General features: G+C 63.8%; 18 protein-coding genes. 15 read left to right on the top strand and 3 right to left on the bottom strand.

The annotated features are described in order from the left end of the window. Nucleotides 1–119 precede the first annotated feature (119 nt). The 3 genes from ACZ5TB_RS14015 to ACZ5TB_RS14005 are packed head-to-tail and all read right to left on the bottom strand — an operon-like array spanning nt 120 to nt 4,936. A complete protein-coding gene (locus ACZ5TB_RS14015; protein ID WP_464793053.1) occupies nt 120–1,661 on the bottom strand; it encodes a SpoVR family protein in 1,542 nt (513 codons plus the stop codon). Continuing rightward, nucleotides 1,658–2,968, bottom strand: a complete 1,311-nt coding sequence (locus ACZ5TB_RS14010) for a YeaH/YhbH family protein (protein WP_464793052.1) — start codon at nt 2,966–2,968, stop codon at nt 1,658–1,660. Before ACZ5TB_RS14010 ends, ACZ5TB_RS14015 begins: the two co-directional genes overlap by 4 nt. A gap of 24 nt (nt 2,969–2,992) precedes the next feature. Next, nucleotides 2,993–4,936: a PrkA family serine protein kinase gene (locus ACZ5TB_RS14005; RefSeq protein ID WP_464793051.1), complete on the bottom strand. Its 1,944-nt coding sequence runs from the start codon at nt 4,934–4,936 to the stop codon at nt 2,993–2,995. A gap of 770 nt (nt 4,937–5,706) precedes the next feature. On the opposite strand from ACZ5TB_RS14005, the gene ACZ5TB_RS14000 reads away from it, so the two are divergent. The 15 genes from ACZ5TB_RS14000 to ACZ5TB_RS13930 all read left to right on the top strand — a co-directional run bounded on the left by ACZ5TB_RS14000 (nt 5,707) and on the right by ACZ5TB_RS13930 (nt 19,976). After that, on the top strand, nt 5,707–6,522 hold the full coding sequence (locus ACZ5TB_RS14000) for a universal stress protein (protein WP_464793050.1): 816 nt from the start codon (nt 5,707–5,709) through the stop codon (nt 6,520–6,522). A gap of 273 nt (nt 6,523–6,795) precedes the next feature. Beyond that, complete coding sequence (gene cpaB, locus ACZ5TB_RS13995; RefSeq protein ID WP_464793049.1) at nt 6,796–7,704, top strand: Flp pilus assembly protein CpaB; 909 nt, start codon at nt 6,796–6,798, stop codon at nt 7,702–7,704. Next, nucleotides 7,701–8,855, top strand: a complete 1,155-nt coding sequence (locus ACZ5TB_RS13990) for a type II and III secretion system protein family protein (protein ID WP_464793048.1) — start codon at nt 7,701–7,703, stop codon at nt 8,853–8,855. The genes cpaB and ACZ5TB_RS13990 overlap by 4 nt, the downstream gene beginning before the upstream one ends. 2 nt (nt 8,856–8,857) lie before the next feature. After that, the gene (locus ACZ5TB_RS13985; protein WP_464793047.1) at nt 8,858–10,018 is read left to right on the top strand and encodes an AAA family ATPase; all 1,161 of its coding nucleotides are present in this window, start codon (nt 8,858–8,860) and stop codon (nt 10,016–10,018) included. After that, the gene (locus ACZ5TB_RS13980; RefSeq protein WP_464793046.1) at nt 10,015–11,349 is read left to right on the top strand and encodes a CpaF family protein; all 1,335 of its coding nucleotides are present in this window, start codon (nt 10,015–10,017) and stop codon (nt 11,347–11,349) included. Before ACZ5TB_RS13985 ends, ACZ5TB_RS13980 begins: the two co-directional genes overlap by 4 nt. Then, on the top strand, nt 11,346–12,245 hold the full coding sequence (locus ACZ5TB_RS13975) for a type II secretion system F family protein (protein ID WP_464793045.1): 900 nt from the start codon (nt 11,346–11,348) through the stop codon (nt 12,243–12,245). The genes ACZ5TB_RS13980 and ACZ5TB_RS13975 overlap by 4 nt, the downstream gene beginning before the upstream one ends. Next, entirely contained in the window at nt 12,245–12,709 is a 465-nt protein-coding gene (locus ACZ5TB_RS13970) for a hypothetical protein (protein ID WP_464793044.1), read from the top strand. Before ACZ5TB_RS13975 ends, ACZ5TB_RS13970 begins: the two co-directional genes overlap by 1 nt. After that, complete coding sequence (locus tag ACZ5TB_RS13965; RefSeq protein ID WP_464793043.1) at nt 12,703–13,131, top strand: type II secretion system F family protein; 429 nt, start codon at nt 12,703–12,705, stop codon at nt 13,129–13,131. The genes ACZ5TB_RS13970 and ACZ5TB_RS13965 overlap by 7 nt, the downstream gene beginning before the upstream one ends. Beyond that, nucleotides 13,128–13,736 carry a tetratricopeptide repeat protein gene (locus ACZ5TB_RS13960; protein WP_464780483.1) on the top strand — a complete coding sequence of 203 codons (609 nt, stop codon included), beginning with the start codon at nt 13,128–13,130 and terminating at the stop codon, nt 13,734–13,736. The genes ACZ5TB_RS13965 and ACZ5TB_RS13960 overlap by 4 nt, the downstream gene beginning before the upstream one ends. Next, on the top strand, nt 13,736–13,954 hold the full coding sequence (locus ACZ5TB_RS13955; RefSeq protein ID WP_464780484.1) for a hypothetical protein: 219 nt from the start codon (nt 13,736–13,738) through the stop codon (nt 13,952–13,954). The genes ACZ5TB_RS13960 and ACZ5TB_RS13955 overlap by 1 nt, the downstream gene beginning before the upstream one ends. Then, nucleotides 13,951–15,711 (top strand): TadG family pilus assembly protein, encoded by a 1,761-nt coding sequence (locus ACZ5TB_RS13950; RefSeq protein ID WP_464793042.1) that lies wholly within the window; start codon nt 13,951–13,953, stop codon nt 15,709–15,711. Before ACZ5TB_RS13955 ends, ACZ5TB_RS13950 begins: the two co-directional genes overlap by 4 nt. 68 nt (nt 15,712–15,779) lie before the next feature. Beyond that, nucleotides 15,780–15,959: a Flp family type IVb pilin gene (locus tag ACZ5TB_RS13945; protein WP_449468804.1), complete on the top strand. Its 180-nt coding sequence runs from the start codon at nt 15,780–15,782 to the stop codon at nt 15,957–15,959. 7 nt (nt 15,960–15,966) lie between these two features. Then, nucleotides 15,967–16,428 carry a TadE/TadG family type IV pilus assembly protein gene (locus tag ACZ5TB_RS13940; protein WP_464793041.1) on the top strand — a complete coding sequence of 154 codons (462 nt, stop codon included), beginning with the start codon at nt 15,967–15,969 and terminating at the stop codon, nt 16,426–16,428. 230 nt (nt 16,429–16,658) lie between these two features. Beyond that, the gene (locus tag ACZ5TB_RS13935) at nt 16,659–17,621 is read left to right on the top strand and encodes an aldo/keto reductase (protein WP_464793040.1); all 963 of its coding nucleotides are present in this window, start codon (nt 16,659–16,661) and stop codon (nt 17,619–17,621) included. Nucleotides 17,622–17,828: 207 nt separating this feature from the next. Then, nucleotides 17,829–19,976 (top strand): oxidoreductase, encoded by a 2,148-nt coding sequence (locus tag ACZ5TB_RS13930; RefSeq protein WP_464793039.1) that lies wholly within the window; start codon nt 17,829–17,831, stop codon nt 19,974–19,976. Nucleotides 19,977–20,052 lie beyond the last annotated feature (76 nt).

The raw sequence follows: 20,052 nt of genomic DNA, 5'->3' as shown, positions 1-20,052 counted from the left end.
GCAGGATGCGACCGATCGCTGGAGCCACTCGCGAAACGCGGCAGAATTTACGCTTTTCCGCCCTGCTTTGGAAATGGAATCTTTGGACCGCCGGCGGCTTGCCGCCACGGCGCACCGCTTCAGCCGATCCAGCCCTGCTGTGGCTGGCAACGATGGCTTTTCAATTCCTTGCGGCTCTCGGCATGAACTTCACTCAACGCCACTTCATAACCCCATAGATTGGCGAGGCTTTGCAACACCATCGTCGCGTCGGACGCGTCCAGCACCACGCCATCGGTGACCGCATGTTCCAGCATCAGCGTCCGGTCGCCCGCCAGATCGACATCCACCACCTGAATATCGGGCTCCTGCCGGGCAATGTCATGCTCGCGGGCGAGGGCGCGGCGGATACGGCGATAACCGCGCTCATCATGAATGGCATCGACGCGCAGTTCCGACTCGCTTTCCTTGTCGATCAGCTTGAACAGGCGCCACTGGCGGATAAGATGCGGGCTAAGGAACTGCGAAATGAAGCTTTCGTCGCGATAATTGGCCCAGATATCCTTCAGCACCTCGACCGGGTCGCGCGAACCGGCAAAATCGCTGAACCATTCGCGATCCTCTGGCGTCGGGTCCATGCAGATCCGCTCGATATCGGACATGATGCCAAAACCCAACGCATAGGGATTGAAGCCACCGAAATGGCCTGAATCGAAAGTCGGCTGATAGACGACACCTGTGTGCGACTGGATGAATTCCATGAAAGCACCATCGGTGATCCAGCCGCGATCGTGCAGGATCGTCATGATGCGATAATGGGTGTAGGTCGCACACCCCTCGTTCATCGCCTTGGTCTGGCGCTGGGGGTAGAAATATTGGGCGATCAGGCGGACGATGCGCAATATCTCGCGCTGCCAGCTTTGAAGGAGCGGCCCGCTTTTCTCCAGGAAATAAAGGATATTCTCCTGCGGCAGGCCAAGCGCGGCACGGCGCTCGTCCGACGGGACGGCGGCAGCCTTCGCGCCCACCGGCACCGTGCGCCAGAGGTCGTCATAAATGCGATCGCGATAGGCCTGGCGCTCCGCCTCCCGTTCGGCTTCTGCCTTCAAATCGCGGGGACGAATGCGCGGATAGCGATGCACGCCCTGATTCATCAGCGCATGGGCAGCATCCAGCACCCGCTCGACGGCGAGCTGACCGAAACGCTCCTCGCAACTGGCGATGTAGCGTTTGGCGAACTCCAGATAGTCGAGAATACCTTCCGCATCGGTCCATTGGCGGAAGACATAGTTGTTCTTGAAGAAGTGATTATGCCCGAATGCGGCGTGGGCGATGACCAGCGTCTGCATGGTCGCGCTATTTTCCTGCATCAGATAGTTGATGCAGGGATCGCTGTTGATCACCAGCTCATAGGCAAGCCCGCGAAGCCCCTTGCGATAGAGCATTTCATTGGTCACGAACTGCTTCCCGAACGACCAATGTTTGTAAAATAGCGGCATGCCGATGGATGAATAGGCATCCAGCATCTGTTCGGCACTGATGATCTCTATCTGATTGGGATAGATGTTGAGCTTCATCTCCTGAAGCGCGATCGGCTCGATCACTTCATAGATGCGATTGATCAACGAGAAATCCCAGTCGCTGCCAGCGAACAGCGGGGCGGGTGCGCGCGCGCCCGTCAAGCGGGCGTCCTTTCACCCACGCCGCGCCGCTGGAAAAGCTCACGGAACACCGGATATATTTCCCGCCGGTGTGACACCTTGCGCATCGTAAATTGCCGGTTGGCCTCGCTCACGGGCGCATAGGCTTCCCAAAGGCCCGTGGCGGAGGTTGCCGCTTCGATCGAGGCGAATTCTTCCCGACCAACCTCCAGATAGGCGAAATATTGGCAGAAGGGCAGGATTTCATTCTGCATCAAATTGGCCACGCGCGCATTATCCGATGCCAGCGTGTCGCCATCCGAAGCCTGCGCGACATAGATGTTCCAATCGCTCGGGCTATACCGATCCTTCACCACCTCGATCAGCTTGTCGAGCGCGCTCGATACCAGCGTGCCCCCCGTCACTGTGCTGTAGAAGAAGGTCTGCTCATCCACTTCGGCGGCGCGGTCGGTGTGGTGGATGAACACCACGTCCACATGCTCGTAACAGCGCGACAGGAACAGGTGCAGCAGCGCAAAGAAACGCTTGGCGAGATCCTTCATATGCGCCGTCATGGAGCCCGACACGTCCATCAGGCAGAACATGACCGCCTGAGCCACAGGCCGGGGGACCGGCTCGAAACGGCGGAAGCGTAGGTCAACAGGGTCGATATAGGCGATGAGGTTGCGGCGGCGAATGATGCGCGCCCGCTCCTCCCGCAGCCTTTCCAGCGCCACGGCATCGTCAGGCAGGGGCACCGCACGCGCCTCGATCTCGGCAATGGCCTCATCGATGCGGGTGAGGTCTCTGCCACTCGGGCGGCGCAGTGCGATGCGGCGGGACATGGCCTTTTGCATCGTGCGCGGGACGGACAGATTGGACGGGTTGCCGATCGTCGAATAACCCGCGCGGCGTATGCCTTCTATCTTGCCCGCGACCAGCTTTTTCTTGGCCATGTCGGGCAGTTCAAGGTCGTCGAGGAACAGGTCGAGAAATTCCTCCCGGCTGAGCGCGAAGCGGAAATCATCCTCATCCTCGCCCTCCCCCGCCTGTGACCCGCCACCACCGCCGCCGTCGGGGCGCTTGATCCGGTCGCCTTCCAGAAACTCCTTATTGCCCGGAAGCACGCGCTCCCGGTCGCCGCCCTTCGCCGATCGATGCAGCGTCGGTTCATGGATCGCGTCGCGGCGGATGGTGATTTCGCCTTCTCCGGCGAGGTCCTTGATGCTGCGGTCCTTCAGGCTGTCGCGCACCGCCTGACTGATATAGGCCTTCGCCCTCCTCAGGAACCGTTGCCGGTTGACAAGGCTCTTGCCCCCTGGGTTCAGCCGTCTGTCGACTATGTGCATGGTGGCCTAAGCACCTCCATCCGTTTACCCGGCCTGCTTGACCCTTATATACCATTCCACCAGCCGACGGACCTGCCGTTCGGTGTAGCCCCGTTCGATCATCCGCGCGACGAATTCGTCATGCTTGCCCGCCGTGTCGCCGTCCTTCTTGGACCCGAAACTGATGACGGGCAGAAGGTCCTCGACCTGGCTGAACATCCGCTTTTCGATGACTTCGCGAATCTTCTCATAGCTCGTCCAGCTGGGATTGCGCCCGTCGTTGCTGGCGCGCATGCGCAGCGCGAACTTCACCACCTCGTTCCGGAAATCCTTGGGATTGGCGATCCCGGCGGGCTTTTCGGTCTTGGACAATTCCTGATTAATGACTTCCCGATCCAGAAGCTGCCCCGTGTCCGGGTCCTTGAAATCCAGATCCTCGATCCACGCGTCGGCATAGGCAACATAGCGGTCGAACAGGTTCTGACCGTAGTCGTTATAGCTTTCCAGATAAGCCTTCTGAATCTCATTGCCGATGAACTCGGCATAGCGCGGCGCAAGCTCGCCCTTGATGAATTCCAGATATTTGGCTTCCACATCGGCGGGGAATTGCTCCTGCCGAACCATCCCTTCCAACACATACATGAGGTGGACGGGGTCGGCGGCTATTTCGCTGCTGTCATGGTTGAAGGTCGCAGACAGCGCCTTGAAGGCGAAGCGGGTCGATGTGCCCGACATGCCCTCATCCACCCCGGCGGCATCCCGATATTCCTGCATGCTCTTGGCGCGCGGATCAATCTCCCGCAGCATTTCGCCGTCATAAACGCGCATCTTGGAATAGAGATTGCTGTTCTCATGCTCCCGAAGGCGGGTAAGGACAGAAAAGCGCGCAAGCATGTCCAGTGTCCCCGGAGCGCAAGGCGCCTTGCTGAGGTCAGACTCCCTCAGAAGCTTTTCATACACATGCCGTTCCTCGGTAGCCTGCAAGCTATAAGGCACCTTGATGACATAGATACGGTCGATGAAAGCCTCGTTATTCTTGTTATTCTTGAAATTCGACCATTCCGATTCATTGGAATGCGCCATGATGATGCCGTTAAAGGGGATGGCGCCGATATTCTCGGTGCCGATATAATTGCCCTCTTGCGTCGCGGTCAGCAGCGGGTGGAGCATCTTGATCGGCGCCTTGAACATCTCGACGAACTCAAGCATTCCCTGGTTCGCACGGTTCAGACCACCCGAATAGCTGTAGGCATCGGGATCATTCTGGGACAGCATCTCCAGCTTGCGGATATCGACCTTGCCGACCAGCGAACTGATGTCCTGATTATTCTCGTCGCCCGGCTCGGTCTTGGCGATGGCGATCTGCCGCATGCGCGATGGCATCAGGCGGATGACCTTGAACTGGGAGATGTCGCCGGAAAACTCGTCCAGCCGCTTGCGTGCCCACGGGCTGATCATGCCGGTCAGGCGGCGGCGCGGAATGCCGTAATTTTCCTCGATGAACGCGCCGTGCGTTTCCGCGTCGAACAGGGCCAGCGGGCTTTCGAAGATCGGGCTGATCTCATCCCCGGCCTTCAGCGCATAGATGGGATGCGTTTCCATCAACGCCTTCAGCCGTTCGGCCAGCGACGACTTACCGCCGCCGACCGGGCCAAGCAGATAGAGTATCTGCTTGCGCTCCTCCAGACCCTGGCTGGCATGACGCAGGAAGCTGACGATATGTTCGATCGTCCCTTCCATGCCGTAGAAATTGGCGAAGCTTTTGTAGCGGCGGATGGTGCGGTTCATGAAGATCCGCCCGAGCCGCTGATCGCGTGATGTATCTATGATTTCCGGCTCGCCAATCGCCGCCAGCAGGCGTTCCGGTGCTGATGCATGCATCAGAGGATCATTGCGGCATCCCAGCAAATAATCCTCAATCGACATCTCGGCTTGACGCCGTTCGTCAAAATTCCGCGTGAAGCTCGAAAACAGTTCGTTTTTCGTCACTGACGACTCCCGCCGCAGTAGTCATGTTACGAATATAATACGCACGAGCCTGCAAAAATAGGCCTACAAAATTGAATGACTGCAAAAAAATATTTCTGACCAGCTGAACATTTCGCGATAAGGTGTCTGCCGGGCCGCGTCTCTTGCCGATGCCTGTGCCCCGCTGCGAACTTTGCTGGAGTGAGCGAAGCCAACCTTCTCGCCGCGCCCTCCAACGCTTCAATTATTGCCCCTGCCGTTGCCCGAGCTTCCATTCCCGGAACTGCCGTTCCCCGAATTCCCGTTGCCCGAGCTGCCATTTCCTGAACTTCCGTTGCCCGAACTGGCCCCGCCCGTCGTCGTCCCGCCAGTGCTCGTCGTCGTGGTACCACCTCCGCCGGTGCTGGAGCTACTTCCCCCGCTTGATGAGCTTGACGAACTGGTCGAGCTACTCCCAGCGGATGATGCGAACAGGGCTACCTGCTGATTCATCTGACTGCCCACCGCCTGCCCCAAAAGCCAGGTCGCCCCGACCATCCCGCCGCCGATGATGGCCAGCAAAAGCGCATATTCGGCTGCCGTAGCGCCTCCACGATCGCGCCACAATCCTGATATTGAAGCTGAAAAGATTCCAGGCATGATGCTTCCCCCATTCGCCGATGCGCCTTCCCGGCGCACGGCGTCCACACCCGCCTTTGGATATATAGCATAAATGCTATTAACCGCGATGGGCAAAGAAGGGTATAAGAAGGCGACCATTTTTCGCGGTCTTAAGAGCATGGAGAGGCGCGATGACATCCATTCTGCTCCACATCCACGACGACAGCGCTATGGAGAGCCGACTCCAGGCCGCCAGTGACATCGCCCGCGCGCTAGATGCGCATATCCACTGCGTGCAGGTCACCTCCATGCCTAATCTTGTCGCGGGGGATCTTTACGGTGGTGCATCCATCGCCCCCGCGATCATGGCCGAACTGCATCAGATCGATGCGCGCATGCGTGTTAAGGTAGAGCAACGGCTGCAACGCGAAGACGTGAATTGGGATTGGCGGCAGGTCGATGGCGACATCGTTCACGGCCTGCTTTCAGCGTCCGCCTTATGCGACTTAATGATCGTGACGCTGCCCGCTGGCCCTCGGCGAGAAATGAGCGATCCATTGCATCTCGCCGCCGATCTGGCGATGGGCGGCCGCACGCCGGTCCTCGCCGTGCCGGAGGACGCGCGGGGCATGATGATCACGGGCCGGGCGCTCGTCGCCTGGGAAGGATCGCGCGAAGCGTCGGCCGCGCTCCGTCTGGCCGTGCCGCTGCTCAAGCATGCCGCAGAAGTAGATGTGGTGACCGTGGAGGAAGCGGGCAAATACTCCTTCCCCGCGACCGACGCCCCCGAATATCTCTCCCGCCATGGCGTCAGGACGCAATTCCATACATGGCCGCAGGATGGCCGCACCGTTGAGGCGACGCTCAAAGCCGCGATCAATGTGCTAAAGCCCGACTGGATGGTGATGGGCGCGTTCGGGCACAGCCGCTGGCGCGAACTCGTCTTCGGGGGCGTGACCCGCACGATGCTGCGCGAGGCGCATGTCCCGCTGTTGCTGGCGCACTGACGAGGCTGCATCGAAGCTCCGATCCGGAGAGATTGCGCCAAATTGAACCTTTCACGTGGTTGGGCACACGCAAGAAAAGCCCTTGCGCGCGCCGCGCCACGCAAATGCCGGGCGAAGAAGTTAACGGCGGGCAATATTTGCCCCTCCGGTCCCATCAAATCGGCGGCATCTCCGGTCCCCTCGGCCGCCGATAACGCATAGATTCCCCGAAGCTACAGGGTCTTGCCTCGATGCGGGGCGATTTGCGTGGACGCAAGATCAAGGGGGAAATTGATGCAATTGGGGTGGAAAGCCAGGATCATGATGGTTGCGGGCATGGTTGCCGCCATGCTGTTCCTGCTGCTGGGCGTGCGTGAAATGCAACGGTCATCAGCCGCGACGGTCCCGCCGATCCGGTCGGCAACGGACAGTCGATCCCCCCAGCCCGTCGTCCTTGCATCCGCCGCCCGCCCGATCCGGACAGGCGAGACGATCACTGCCGCCATGATCCGCAATGCGATAGCTGACCCCACTCGCCACCCGACCGCCGCCACGCCCGCCGAACTAATCGGCAAGGTCGCCACCCGCGCCATCGCCGCAGGCGCGCTCATCCCCCGGGACGCGGTCGGCGGCGAGGAAAAGCTCGCGATCCGCGTGCCCGTCGGTATGCGGGCGGTCAGCATCGACACCACGGCCGAAATCGCGGTGGCGGGCCTCGTCCGCCCCGGCGACCGTGTGGACGTACAGGTCGTCTATCCCGGCGCCGATGCCATCAGCGGCGCGCGCGGCGCAGGCCGCAGCCGCGCCCAGACATTGTTGCAGATGGTTCAGGTCCTCGCCGTGGGTGAGACGGTCCTCGGCACGACGCCAGTATCAGGGACGAAAGACCAGCTCTCCTCCCCGCCACCGCCCGCCCGAACCGTGACACTGGCACTCGATCCCCGTCAGGTCTCCATCCTGTCGCTGGCGAAAAGCACGGGCGCCCTTACGCTCTCCCTTCGCAATCCGGTGGACAGCGAGCAGGTCGCGGTCGCACCAGCCAATTCCCAAGGACCTGATGCAGCCCCGCTCACCCCGGCCCTACCCGTGCGCCCCGCGCCCGTGGCGGCACAGCCCCGTCCCGCCCCTGCCCCCCGTCAGCCGATCGAGCTGGTCATCGGCGACCGCCGCGAAACCCTCTATTCGGGGAGCGCCCGGCGTTGAAACTCATCCTCGCCCTCGCAGTGGCGCTCGCCCCAACAACTTCCGCCCAGGCGCAGGAACAAAGGTCGCTATCGATCCAGCAGAAGCGCACGCTCACCTATCCCCGCCCCATCGGCCGGATAGAAGTCGATCGCGACGACGTCATTTCGGTCGCCGCGCCAACCGCCCGGTCCTTGAGCGTCACCGGAATAGGCGCTGGCACCACCACGATCAGCATATTCGGCCGCGACGGGGCACTGATGGCGGAAACGCGCTTTGCCGTGTCATCCTCCCCCGCAACCGCACGAGTGCCGGGCGCGCTCATAAGCCCCCGCATCGTCGCAGGCGAACAGGTCGTTGCCGTCGATGTGCAGTTCGCCGCCGTGTCTTCCTCCACGCTCAAGGCGTTGGGCTTCAACTTCTCTAAATTGAGCGGCGACATTCAGGGCGCGGTCGTCTCTCCCAGCAGTTTCAAGAGCGCCAGCTTCGCGCCCGGCGGCTCCTCGCTCGACGCCAGCGTGCCCATCCAGAATGCCTTCAACCTGTTCCTGTCCGCCCCCAATCGCGGCATCAACGCGGTGCTCAGCGCCCTTTCCTCCAACGGCCTGTCCGAACTGCTGGCCCAGCCCACCCTGCTGGTGCGCTCGGGCGAGCAGGCGAGCTTCCTCGCCGGGGGCGAAATACCGGTCCCCGTGCCGCAAGCGTCAGGCACCGGCAACGCCATCTCCATCCAATATAAGGAGTTCGGCGTCCGCCTCTCCGTCACCCCCTTCGTCCTCTCCCCGGACCAGATCGTGCTGAAGATCGCGCCGGAAGTCAGCGAACTCGACTATAATAGCGGCGTCCAATTGCAGGGCTATGTCGTGCCCGGCCTGCGCCGCCGCTCGGCAGAGACCACGGTCGAACTGGGCAGCGGCCAGAGCTTCGTGATCGCAGGCTTAAGCTATTCCAGCCAATCGACCACACGAGAAAAGACACCGCTGCTAGGCGACATCCCCGTGATCGGCGCCTTCTTCCGCCGCCAGCAGACCCAGAAGGAACGGCAGGAATTGGTCATCGTCGCCACGCCCCGGCTGGTGGGGCCGGTGCAGGCCAAGGATGTGCCCGCCCTACCCGGATCGCTGCTCGACACCAAGGACCCTGCCGTCCCCTTCGGCGTGGTGAGGCCATGACGATGGCGCGCATCATCCTCCTTTCGGTCGATCACAGCCTCGCGGCGCGGATCAGCGAAGCCATGCAGGGCCGCGCGGCGGTCGAACTGGCGCAGGCGGTCACGCCGGATATGGTCGAAGGCCCCTGCGTCATTCTGGTGGACCGGGACGCAATCCCTCCAGAACGCTCGATAGCAACAGCCCTGTCGGCAGTGGCCGAAGGCGCGTCCGGACGCCCGATCGTGCTTGTCACCGGCGAAACAGGAGCCGACGAGATATTGCACGCCATCCGCTCCGGCGCCGACGATGTCATCCCCCGTGAGGCGGAGGGAGAAGAAATCGCCGCGATCCTCGGCCGCCTCCTCAACCGCTCAACCGCCGATCATGGCAAGGGCGGACGGCTGACCCTGGTCCTAGGCGCCGATCCGGAAGCCGCCGCGATGGTCGCGACCGACATGGCGGTCAGCCGCGCCCGCGCCGGTTCCTCGACGCTGCTGATCGACTTCACCATGCCGACCAGCGCGGCCGAAGCCTATCTCGACCTCCCGGTAAGCTACGGCATTGCATCAGCCATAGCCGACATAGAGCGTCTGGACGCAAGCCTGCTGTCCAGCGCGCTCGCCCGGCATGATCCAAGCGGCCTCATGCTCCTCACGCTGGACGGCGGCGCAGGAACGGAACCGGCCGGGATAGCCCCTGCCGACATAGCCGCGCTCGTCCGCCTGCTGCGCGCCTGCTGCGGCGACCTTATCCTCTGCGCGGGCAGCCTGCGTCACCCGGCGTTACTGCGCACGCTGGCCTCCCTTGCTGACCGGATCGAGCTGGTCTGCGCACAATCGATTCGCGAGATGGACGCATGCCGCCGTCTCATCGACCGGATCGGCGACGATGAAGCCACGCTCGCCCGCACGCAGCTGCTCGTCTGGGATCATCAACCCGCCATTCTGCTCGATACCCGCCGCATGGGCGACATCCTGCGCACAAACAGCACCCTACCGCTCCCCATCGACCAAGTCCGCCTGCGCAATGCCCTGAACGCAGGCCGTCCGCTTGCGATGGAAGCCACCCCAGACCGCTACATGCGCGCGATCCGCACCGCCTGCGGCATCGAACCACAGCGATCGTCCAAGAGCCTGGAGCGTCTCCGCCGCCTCCTCCAGCGCCCGGTGGAACCAGCAGCATGAGCCTGCTCTTCGACACCGGCCTGCCACGCGGCACGGCACGCCCCGCTCCGGTAGCGCAGCCAGCCGCCCAGCGGATGAGCGACAGCTATCAGGCCGTCATGGCCCAGACCTGCGCGCAAGTCATCGAACAGCTGGAAGCACGCGGCAGCACCGCCGAAACATTAGGCGCACGGGCACTGCGCGCTGAGATCGAGCAGGTCATCACCAGCCGAAGCAGGCGCGGGCAGTTAGCCCTCAATGCAGCGGAAAGATTACTGCTAATCGAGGATGTGGAGGACGAAGTCGCCGGACTCGGCCCGCTAGCCCCACTACTCCGCGATGGCAGCATCGACGACATCATCGTCAACGGCCCCGGCACCATCTATGTCGAACGCAGCGGCTTGCTGGAGAAGGTCGACCGGCGCTTCCGCGACGACGCCCACCTCATGAACATCATCCAGCGGATCGTCGGCCCCATCGGCCGCCGCGTGGATGAAGCCAGCCCCTATGTCGACGCCCGCCTCGCCGACGGCTCCCGCGTCAATATCGTCATCCCGCCGGTCGCGCTCGACGGGCCGATGCTGTCCATCCGCAAGTTCCGCATGCAGGCGCTGGGCATAGAGGATTTCATCAACCGCCAGGTGATGAGCGCCGAAATGGCCGCCTATCTGGCCGCCGCCGTGCGGTCACGGCTCAACATCCTCATCTGCGGCGGCACGGGCGCGGGCAAATCCACCCTGCTCAACATGCTGTCCCACTTCATCAGCGATCGCGAGCGGTTGATCACCATAGAGGACGCAGCCGAGTTGCAGTTGCGGCAGGACCATGTCGTCCGGCTGGAAACCCGCCCGCCCAATGTCGACGGCAATCGAGAAATCAGCGCACGCGAACTCGTCCGCAACGCGCTGCGCATGCGCCCCGACCGCATCATCCTGGGCGAAGTGCGCGGCGTCGAGGTGGTGGAGATGCTGCAAGCCATGTCCACCGGCCATGACGGATCAATGGCGACCCTCCACGGCAATAGCCCACGCGATGCCTTCGCCCGTCTCGAAATGCTGATGGGCTTTGCCGGGGTTCAGAATGACATCCGCGCGATCCGGCGCTTCATCGCCAGCAGCGTGCATGTCGTGGTGCATATTCAGCGCCTCTCGAACGGCAGCCGCCGCGTCACCGGCGTGACGGAAGTCACCGGCATCGAGGGCGAAACCTATTCCTTCAACGAGCTGTTCAGCTTCCACGAACAACCCGCCATGTCCGGCATGGGCGAATTTCGCAGCCACTCGCCCCGCCCCTATTTCGCCCCCCGTCTGCGCGACTATGCGCCCGCCCCCCTCCGGCAGAGCATAGTGTGAAAGCGGCGGCCTTCATCCTGCTCGCGCTGCTGACGCTGGCAGCTTCGGCCTCCCCCCTGCTCGCCATGCGCGCGCGGGAACAGGCGCGCTTGTCGCGACGGCTGGCGGCAATCGCGCCCGGCAATGCCCCCGCGTCCCGCCAAAGCGTCCGCCTGACCGTCCCCAGCCTCGCCGCGCCACTGCTGGCCCGCGCGCAACTGGAGATCACGACCCGCGCGATCGGCATCTTGGGCGGCTGCATGGCGTTATTCACCCTCGCCACACTGCTGGCCACCGGGCCGGTGATGACGGTCGTCCTATTACCGCTCCCCCCCGCCATAATATTCCTGTGGATCAGGGCACGGGCGCAGCGCCGCGTGAATGCCCTTATCGAAGCACTACCCTTCTACATCGATGCCGTGCGCCAGATGCAGGCAGTCGGCAGCTCCCTGCCTCAGGCGCTGGAACGATCGCTCACCGACGCACCCGGCATCGTCCGCAGCTATCTAGCTCCAGCCGCACGCCGCCTCGAACTCGGCGCCCCGGTGAGCGAGGCGATGCAGCAACTTGCCGACCGGCTGCGCGTTCCTGAAATGTCGATGCTGGCCGCCGCGATCCGCACTAATATGCGCTATGGCGGCCCCGTCAGCGCGGCGCTGTCGAACCTCTCCGCCATCCTGCGCGAACGCATCCGCATCGCGCGCGAACTGAAAGCCGCGACGTCCGAAGCCAAGGTCAGCTCCCGCGTGCTGATCGCCATGCCGATCGTCGCGATGGCGCTGCTGATGGCGTCCAACCCCGCCTATATCGACTTCTTCCTCGACGATGCGCGCGGGCACCGGATGGCATTCATCGCCATCGGACTTCAGATCGCAGGCATGCTGGTCATGCGCCGGGTGATGAGGCTCGCCTTCTGATGCCCTCGGCCTTTCTCCTCGCCTGCCTCCTCATGGCGCTCGTCGGGATCGGGATCGCCATCCTCGGCGGCCGGATGCTGATCGCCGACCAAAGGCTAGAAGCACGGCTCGCCCGGCTTACGCCAACGAGGCAAGCCAAGCCCGCGCTGCGCCTACCCACCATCCTAGGAGCTGAGGGCCGCAACCGGTCCACCCTCGAACGCCAATTGCAGCTCGCAGGCTATCAAGACCCGCGCGCCATCAACCACTTCCTCTGGCTGCGCCTAGCCACAACAATGTTCGCGGCCCTGCTGACCGCGCTCCTGTGCCGCATCGTCTGGCACGGCTGGCTATCACGCCCAATGCTCATCATCATCGCCGCAGGGCTCGCCTTCGTGGGCGCGCGCCAAGCTCTGAACCTGCTCGCCTCCGGCCGAGCCAGGAAGATCACCGCCGAATTCCCTTCCTGCTCGACCTCATGCTGATGATGCTGGAAAGCGGCGTGTCGCTAGACCAGTGCTTCCGCTCCATCGCCCGCGACGAACAGGTCGCTGTGCCGCACCACGGCCAACTGATCGGCCTGCTGGTGACCGACCTCGATAGGGGCATGCGCTACGAACTGGCACTCGATCGCTGGGCCTCACGGGTAGCAGTCAGCGGCGCGAAAGAACTCGCATCCCTCTTCCGCCAGGCCATGTTCCAGGGGATAGAGCTTGCCCCCGCCCTACGCGAATTCGCCCGCGAATTCACCCAGCGCCGCGTAGCCCGCGCGCGCGAAGCGATGGGCGGCATCACCGTGCGCATGGTCGTGCTGATGATCCTCTTCTTCATGCCTGCCCTGTTCATCGTTCTGGGCGGGCCTCCCGTAGTCGCCATCCTCGACACCTTGCGGGCAAGCGCGCGATGATGTGGCTCCTCCCCCTGCTGCTCGCTGCCGCCGACACATCCGGTTCGACCCGCAGCCTCTATCTACAACTCATCCATCAGGCGCGCGCCGACGGCAGGCCGCGCGCCGCCATCGCCTATCTCGACGATTTCGACCGCCGCTACCCCGGCGACCGCGACGCCCGCATCCTGCGCGTCAACAGCCTGCTAGACCTCAACGACCTCAATGCGGCCGAAGCAGCAGCCGCAGCGCTCCCCGACCACGGCGGCAGCGCGTTACGCGGCCACCTGCTCGCCGCACGCGGACACTGGTCCGAAGCCATAGCGTCCTACAGCCAAGCCGTGCAGGCAAGCCCCGCCGACCCCATGCTCCGCAACGCCCTCGGCTTCGCCCAGCTACGCGCGGGGCTAGCGGCAGACGCGGCGGAAAGCCTGCGCGGCGCGCTGGACCTGTCGCCGGGCACACCAGTGATCCGCAACAACCTCCTGCTCGCGCTAAAGGCAGCCGGTCAAAATGCCGAGGCGGAAGCCCTCCTCTCCACCATCCGCGATAGCCATGAGCGCGACGCGCTTCGCCGTCAGATCGCCGCGCAAGCCGCTCGTCTTCCCGCACCAAAGGACCGCTGATGCTCTACCTTTGCCTCCTGTCGGCCGCTGCCCCCACGCTCCCCCAGCCTGATCAGGCGCGCCGCGTCATCGAATGGCAGCTACGCTCACCACCCCGCGCCCCGGAAAGCACCGGCCTCAGCGCGGAAGAAGCAGAGGTCATTCGCAACCGCTACCTGCAATCCATCGGCCAGCCCCTGCCCCGCTCCGCCGATCAGGACGCCCCCGCCTTCCCATGATGCTGCTCCGCCGCCTCCATCCCCTGTGGCAAGACCGGCGCGCAGCCGTGGTGCCGATGGTCGCGGCGTTCGGCGCAGCGCTGGTCGGCGCGATGGGCTTCGCCCTCGACGCAGGCCTCTATTATGCGGGAAACCGCGACCTGCGCGCCGCGACCGAAAGCGCCGCCCTCGCCGCCGCCCTGTATCCCGCACAAGCCGAAGCGCGCGCCCGCGACAGCCTCAGCCGTAACGGCTATGATCCCGCAATCCTGCGTTCGGTGGAGCTTGGCCGCTATTGCCCCGACGCGGCCCTATCCGCGCCCCAGCGGTTCGACGCCAGCTTCTCCCGCTGCCCCGGCAACGGCCAGCCCAATGCCATCCGCATCCGCACCGGCAAGCCCAGCCGCCAATTCTTCACCCGCGTTCTGGGTGGCGCCAATCCCATACCTGACCTGTCCGCCACCGCCACCGCCGCGCGCATCGACGAAGCAGGCGTCGGCGTCAGTTCCGGCATCCTCGCCGTTACCAATTCGCTGGTGAACAGCGTCAACGATCTGCTCGGCGGGCTGCTCGGTATCCAGTTGCAGTTGGGAGCCAGCGACGTTCAGACGCTGATGGGCGGCTATGTCGATGCAGGCCGCTTCTTCGACGCACTGGCGCAGCGCGTAGGCGAAACGGGCACCTATGGCACCCTGACCAGCCGCAGCGTGGGTTTGCGCGACCTGATGCTAGCGGCGGCAAGCGCGGCCGACCAACCAGCCACCGCCGCCACCCTGACCCTAGTCGCAGGCCAGGTGAGCAATAGCTACTCCGTGCCATTGCAGGGCCTCTTCGGCCTTGGCGTCTGGAAGAACATGCCCGTCGGCGAAGCGGACGAACAACCCGGCCTGCGCGCCGGGCTCAACGCCTATCAGCTTTTCGCCTTCGCCGTTCAGGCAGGCAATGGCAGCATCGACCTGTCCGACGCCATCAGCCGCGTCGCTTCTGGCAGCACGATCCGCCTCGCCGCCGTCGCCACCGGCCCGGTTGACAGGCCCCGCTTCTCCTTCGGACCAGCGGGCGAGACCAGCGCCAGCACATCGGCGCTACGGTTGCAGCTGACCCTCGGCCTCAACCTCAACATATTGGGGATCGGCGTCGAATCCGTCCCCCTGCTTATCGACGTCGCCGCAGCCCGAGCGGACGTCAGCGCGATCGATTGCGCCAACACAGCGGAGCAGGCGCGCGACAGCCGGGTGAGCATTCTCGCCAGCTCCGGCCTCGTCAACGCCTATATCGGTCAGGCGCCCGCCAACGCCATGACCCGCCCGATGCCGCCGCTCTCTGCCGACGATATAGCGCCCGCACGGATCCTGAGCGTCCTCAACCTTATCACCGCCGACGCCCGCGCGGTCGCGCAGCCGGTGATGGGCAATAGCGGAACGCTGCTTTTCGGGCCGGGCGGTCAGGGCACGATCGGCCGCCCGGGAACACCGGGCACGCCAGCCAGCATCGGCAACGGGTCGCAGACGGGACCGCTGCTGACATCACTCACCAACAGCCTCAGCGACGTGAACGGCCTCCAGGTGAAGGCGCTCAACCTCTGCATCTGGCCCGTCTGCGACGCAAGCGCCACGCGGACCCAACTGCTCGGCGCCATCACCACCCCGCTGGCGGCCCTCATCGGCACCACCGCCGATCCACTGCTCGACAATCTGCTCGCCGCGCTCGGCATCCAGCTCGGCCATGCGACCATGTGGGTCACGGGCGCCCGCTGCGGCGTGCCGGTGCTGATTTAAGGAGACCGGCGGCGCGATCCCCTCCACGCGCCGCCGATCATGACCGGAGGGATTTGAGGAGAAAGACGATGATCATCGATGTGGCACGAAAGTTCATGAAGCGCCTGGCGCGCGACGAAAAAGGCCTCACCGCCGTGGAATATGCGGTACTGGGCGGCGTGGTCGTAGCCGCCATCTCTGCACTAAGGGGCGACTTCACCGCCGCGCTGGACGGCGCCTTCACGTCCCTGTTCAACAGCGTCACCTAAACCCCCGATGAAAGCCCATCGCAGGAGGAGCCGCCCGCGCGCGTTCCGGCTCCTCCACCGGCTCCTCGATTGCCAGAAAGGCATCGCCGCGCTGGAATTCGCGCTCGTCGCTCCAGCGCTGCTGATGCTCATCTTCGCGATCATCATCTATTCCTTCTGGTTCTCCGCGCTGCTCGGCGTCCGCCATGCCGCTGCGGAAGGCGCGCGCGCCGCGATGGCGGGCCTTTCCTCCAGCGAACGCGCCACGCTGGCCCGCGCCCGCGCACAGGCTGTCATCGATGGCTATGGCGCACTGCTCTCTGCCGGAGGGACGCCCGACATTCAGGCGCAGCCAGACGGCGTCGGGCAGTTCAAGGTGCAAGTTCGCTACGACATGAGCGGATCACCACTGATGCGCTATTCCACCTTTATCCCGCTGCCTTCGACCACGCTCGGCGCAACGGTGATCGTCACCAATGGCAGCTATTGATCGGCCCGGCTGCCCGCCCTGCCGTAACAGCTACGAATATCAACAATCCCCCTTTCCTTTTCGCCGACGGCTGCGTAACTGTCCGCTCTCGCCATGACGCGCGCGCAACATTGATTGTCCGCGCGTCGCGGGATGTCCGGAGCGGCGCTTAGCACTAGCTCGGATGTCCGCGGGGTAGTTTAGGGCACACTTTTGCACCCGCAAGAGACGCCGCCATGCAGGAGTTAGCCATGCTTTCAAAGGTCACGCTCGCCAATACCGACCTCTCGGTCAGCCGTCTGTGCTATGGCACCAACATGCTCGGATGGTCGATCGACCAGGACCGCAGCAACGCGATCCTCGACAAGTTCCTGGAGCTGGGCGGCAATTTCGTCGACACCGCCCGTTCCTATGGTGACTGGATGCCCGACGCGCCGAAGGGCGCCAGCGAACGCGCCATCGGCGCCTGGTTGAAGGGCAAGAAGCGCGAAGACGTCATCGTCGCGACCAAGGGCGGCCATTTCGACATGCGCGCTGGCGACTATCGCAACCGCGTCAACCCGACCGACATCGGCAGCGACCTTAACGAGAGCCTTGAGCATCTGGGTGTCGACACGATCGACCTCTACTGGGTCCACATGGACAATCCGGAAACCCCGGTTGCCGAACTGATCGACTTCCTGAACGACGCCAAGAATGCGGGCAAGATCCGCTATTTCGGCGCGTCCAACTGGTCCGACGCCCGCGTGCTCGAAGCCAATGAATACGCCAAGGCGAACGGCAAGGCTGGCTTCATCGCCGTCGAGCCCTTCTGGGGCCTCGCCAAGCCGAATGAAGAGGCTGCCACCGCCCAAGGCTACCAGATGTATTTCGAAGATCATGGCGGCAAGCTCAAGGATGCCGGCCTCGCCATCATCCCCTATTGCTCGCAGAGCCGCGGCTACTTCGCCTTCGCTGAAAAGGGTGAAGTGCCCGAACATCTTCAGGGCTTCTACGACAACCCGGTCAACAAGGATCGCCTGGCCGCCGCCAAGGACATCGCCGCAAAGCATGGCGTCAGCGTTTCGGACGTAGCGCTCGCCTATCTGCTGAACCAGCCGCAGCAGGTGATCCCCATCTTCGGCGCGTCCAGCCCGGCCCGTATCGAGGAAGCCGTCAAGGCCGCCTCGCTCACCCTGTCGGCTGACGAGGTAGCGGCGCTGAAGATCGGCTGATCTTCCTAAGCTCAAAATGAATGAAAGGGGGGCGATCCGACGATCGTCCCCTTTTTTATTGTTCATCCCGATCAAATTTGCGCGAAGCGATCAATCTGGAGTAGATCGTGCAAATTCTTACGCGATCACCATTATTTTTGCCTGACTAACGACAAAGAACGCGATAAAAGGATGACGACCATACGCATGTGGCAAATCTAGGAGATCATGATGACCGCTGCCCTTTCACAATCACGGTCGGGCGCAGCGCCTGCATCTCTCACCAGTCCGGGCCAGATCGGCGCGCTGGCCCTCCCCAACCGAATCATCGTCACCGCCATGGGCGTCAGCCTGGCCGAAGCAGACGGCACGGTCAGCCAGCGCCTGATCGATTATCATGTCGCGCAGGCAAAGGGTGGCGCGGGCCTGATCATCATGGGCGTCACCGGCGTCGCTTGGCCAGTAGGCGCGGTTCAGCCCAACCAGACCGCAATTTCCGACGACCGCTTCCTGCCGGGACTCACGAAACTCACCGAGGCCGTCCACGCAGCCGGCGGCCGGATCGCGGCACAGCTTCACCACGGCGGCCTCGTCGCAGGCCATAGCGCGCAGGACGGCCATCCCCTTTGGGCTCCGGCTTATCCGCCCCCCTTCGCGGGCGATTTCCCCGACTTTTTCCTGCCCGAAGAAATGGCGGCCTTCGCTGGCGGCGTGGTGCCGGAAATCAAGGTTCTAGAGAAAGCCGACATCGACCATGCCGTCCGCCAGTTCGCCGACGCAGCGCTCCGTGCCAAGCGCGCCGGAATGGACGGCCTGGAAATCCATGGCGGCCATGGCTACCTCCTCTCCTCCTTCGTGTCGCCGTCCACCAACACGCGGCAGGATGAATATGGCGGCGACGTAGCGGGCCGAGCACGCCTGTTGCTGGAGGTCGTACGCGCCGTCCGCGCGGCGGTCGGTCCCGACTTCCCGATGTGGGTCAAGATGGACTCACGCGAACTGGGCAAGAAGAACGGCATCACCATCGACCATGCCCTAGAACTGGCACCATTGGTCGAAGCAGCGGGCGCCGACGCCCTCACCGTCACCGCCTATCATGATGTGGGTCAGGGCAAGCTCCACTCCGGCTCCAACATCCCGCACGAACCCGCCTTCAATCTGGAAGCTGCCGCAGCCATCCGGAAGGTCGTTTCCATCCCCGTGATCGCATCGGGCCGGGTGGAAATCGACCGCGGCGAAAAGGGGTTGGCGCAGGGCGAATTCGACTTCCTCGCCATGGGCCGTAAGCTGCTCGCGGACCCGGACCTGCCCCGCAAGCTGGCGGAGGGCCGGGTCGCCGACATCCGCCCCTGCATCTACTGCTATACCTGCGTCAGCACCGCCTATCTGCGCGAACAGGTCCGCTGCGCCGTCCGATCGGAAACGGGCTATGAGGACCTCGACTGGTCCCCCGCGAAGGTTCCCGGCCATGTCGTGATCGTGGGCGGTGGCCCCGGCGGCATGGAGGCCGCGCGCAGGCTGGACCTCGCGGGCGCCAAGGTCACGCTCATTGAAAAGTCCGATCGTCTGGGCGGCACGCTGCGCTTTGCGGGTCTCGCCTATGAACCCAATGAGCGGCTGCTCAACTGGCTGCGCGACCAGATCGGCCAATCGAAGGTCGATGTGCGCCTGAAGACGGTGGCGACCCCAGAACTGATCGCCAGCCTGATGCCCGACAAGGTCATCGTCGCGACCGGCGCCGTGCGCGACATGCCGCCGATCCCCGGCAATGATCAGGACTTCGTTCTGTCGGGCGACGATCTGCGCGGCATGATGCTGGGTGAGGACTCCGCCGAAATCCGCCGCAAGACCAGCTGGACGACCCGCGTCGCCACAAAGCTCGGCGCGGCAACCGGCGCAACCGCCAATCTCGATCTGGTGCGCAAGGCGACCCACGCCTGGATGCCGCTCGGCAAGCGTGTCGTCATCATCGGCGGCGAACTGGTCGGCGTGGAGCTAGCCGAATTCCTGATGGAGCGCGGCCGTGAAGTCACGGTCATCGGCGAAGCCGTGAAGTTCGGCGGCGGCCTGCTGCTGGTGCGCCGCATGCGCCTGCTGGCGGAACTGCGCGAACATGGCGTGGCCATGTTCCCCGGCGCGAGCGGCATCGCGATCGGCAAGAACAACGTCAGCTTCACCAATACAGACGGCGAGCAGAAGAGCGTCGCTGCCGATCATGTGGTGGTGGCCATGGGCGCCCACGGCGACTCCACCCTCGCCAACGCGCTCCGCGCGCAGGGCCATGATGTGGTGGAGGTCGGCGACGGCACCGGCGTCACCTATATCGAAGGCGCGATCCGGGGCGCGGCTGAAGCGGTTGCCGCCATGGGCCGCTGATCGGACGTTCAACGCCAAAGAAGAAGGGGAGCGCGACAACGCTCCCCTTCTTCATTTAAGCTGCCCTTATCGAGAA

The organism is Sphingobium sp. TomTYG74, from assembly GCF_055393875.1.
This window is presented reverse-complemented; position numbering and strand designations above follow the sequence as displayed.

Bases quoted from the DNA above. Each gene is read 5' to 3' on its own strand.
- ACZ5TB_RS14010 (WP_464793052.1), bottom strand. From the start codon at position 2,968: ATGCACATAGTCGACAGACGGCTGAACCCAGGGGGCAAGAGCCTTGTC.
- ACZ5TB_RS14000 (WP_464793050.1), top strand. From the start codon at position 5,707: ATGACATCCATTCTGCTCCACATCCACGACGACAGCGCTATGGAGAGC.
- cpaB (WP_464793049.1), top strand. From the start codon at position 6,796: ATGCAATTGGGGTGGAAAGCCAGGATCATGATGGTTGCGGGCATGGTT.
- ACZ5TB_RS13985 (WP_464793047.1), top strand. From the start codon at position 8,858: ATGGCGCGCATCATCCTCCTTTCGGTCGATCACAGCCTCGCGGCGCGG.
- ACZ5TB_RS13980 (WP_464793046.1), top strand. From the start codon at position 10,015: ATGAGCCTGCTCTTCGACACCGGCCTGCCACGCGGCACGGCACGCCCC.
- ACZ5TB_RS13970 (WP_464793044.1), top strand. From the start codon at position 12,245: ATGCCCTCGGCCTTTCTCCTCGCCTGCCTCCTCATGGCGCTCGTCGGG.
- ACZ5TB_RS13965 (WP_464793043.1), top strand. From the start codon at position 12,703: ATGCTGATGATGCTGGAAAGCGGCGTGTCGCTAGACCAGTGCTTCCGC.
- ACZ5TB_RS13960 (WP_464780483.1), top strand. From the start codon at position 13,128: ATGATGTGGCTCCTCCCCCTGCTGCTCGCTGCCGCCGACACATCCGGT.
- ACZ5TB_RS13955 (WP_464780484.1), top strand. From the start codon at position 13,736: ATGCTCTACCTTTGCCTCCTGTCGGCCGCTGCCCCCACGCTCCCCCAG.
- ACZ5TB_RS13950 (WP_464793042.1), top strand. From the start codon at position 13,951: ATGATGCTGCTCCGCCGCCTCCATCCCCTGTGGCAAGACCGGCGCGCA.
- ACZ5TB_RS13945 (WP_449468804.1), top strand. From the start codon at position 15,780: ATGATCATCGATGTGGCACGAAAGTTCATGAAGCGCCTGGCGCGCGAC.
- ACZ5TB_RS13940 (WP_464793041.1), top strand. From the start codon at position 15,967: ATGAAAGCCCATCGCAGGAGGAGCCGCCCGCGCGCGTTCCGGCTCCTC.
- ACZ5TB_RS13935 (WP_464793040.1), top strand. From the start codon at position 16,659: ATGCTTTCAAAGGTCACGCTCGCCAATACCGACCTCTCGGTCAGCCGT.
- ACZ5TB_RS13930 (WP_464793039.1), top strand. From the start codon at position 17,829: ATGATGACCGCTGCCCTTTCACAATCACGGTCGGGCGCAGCGCCTGCA.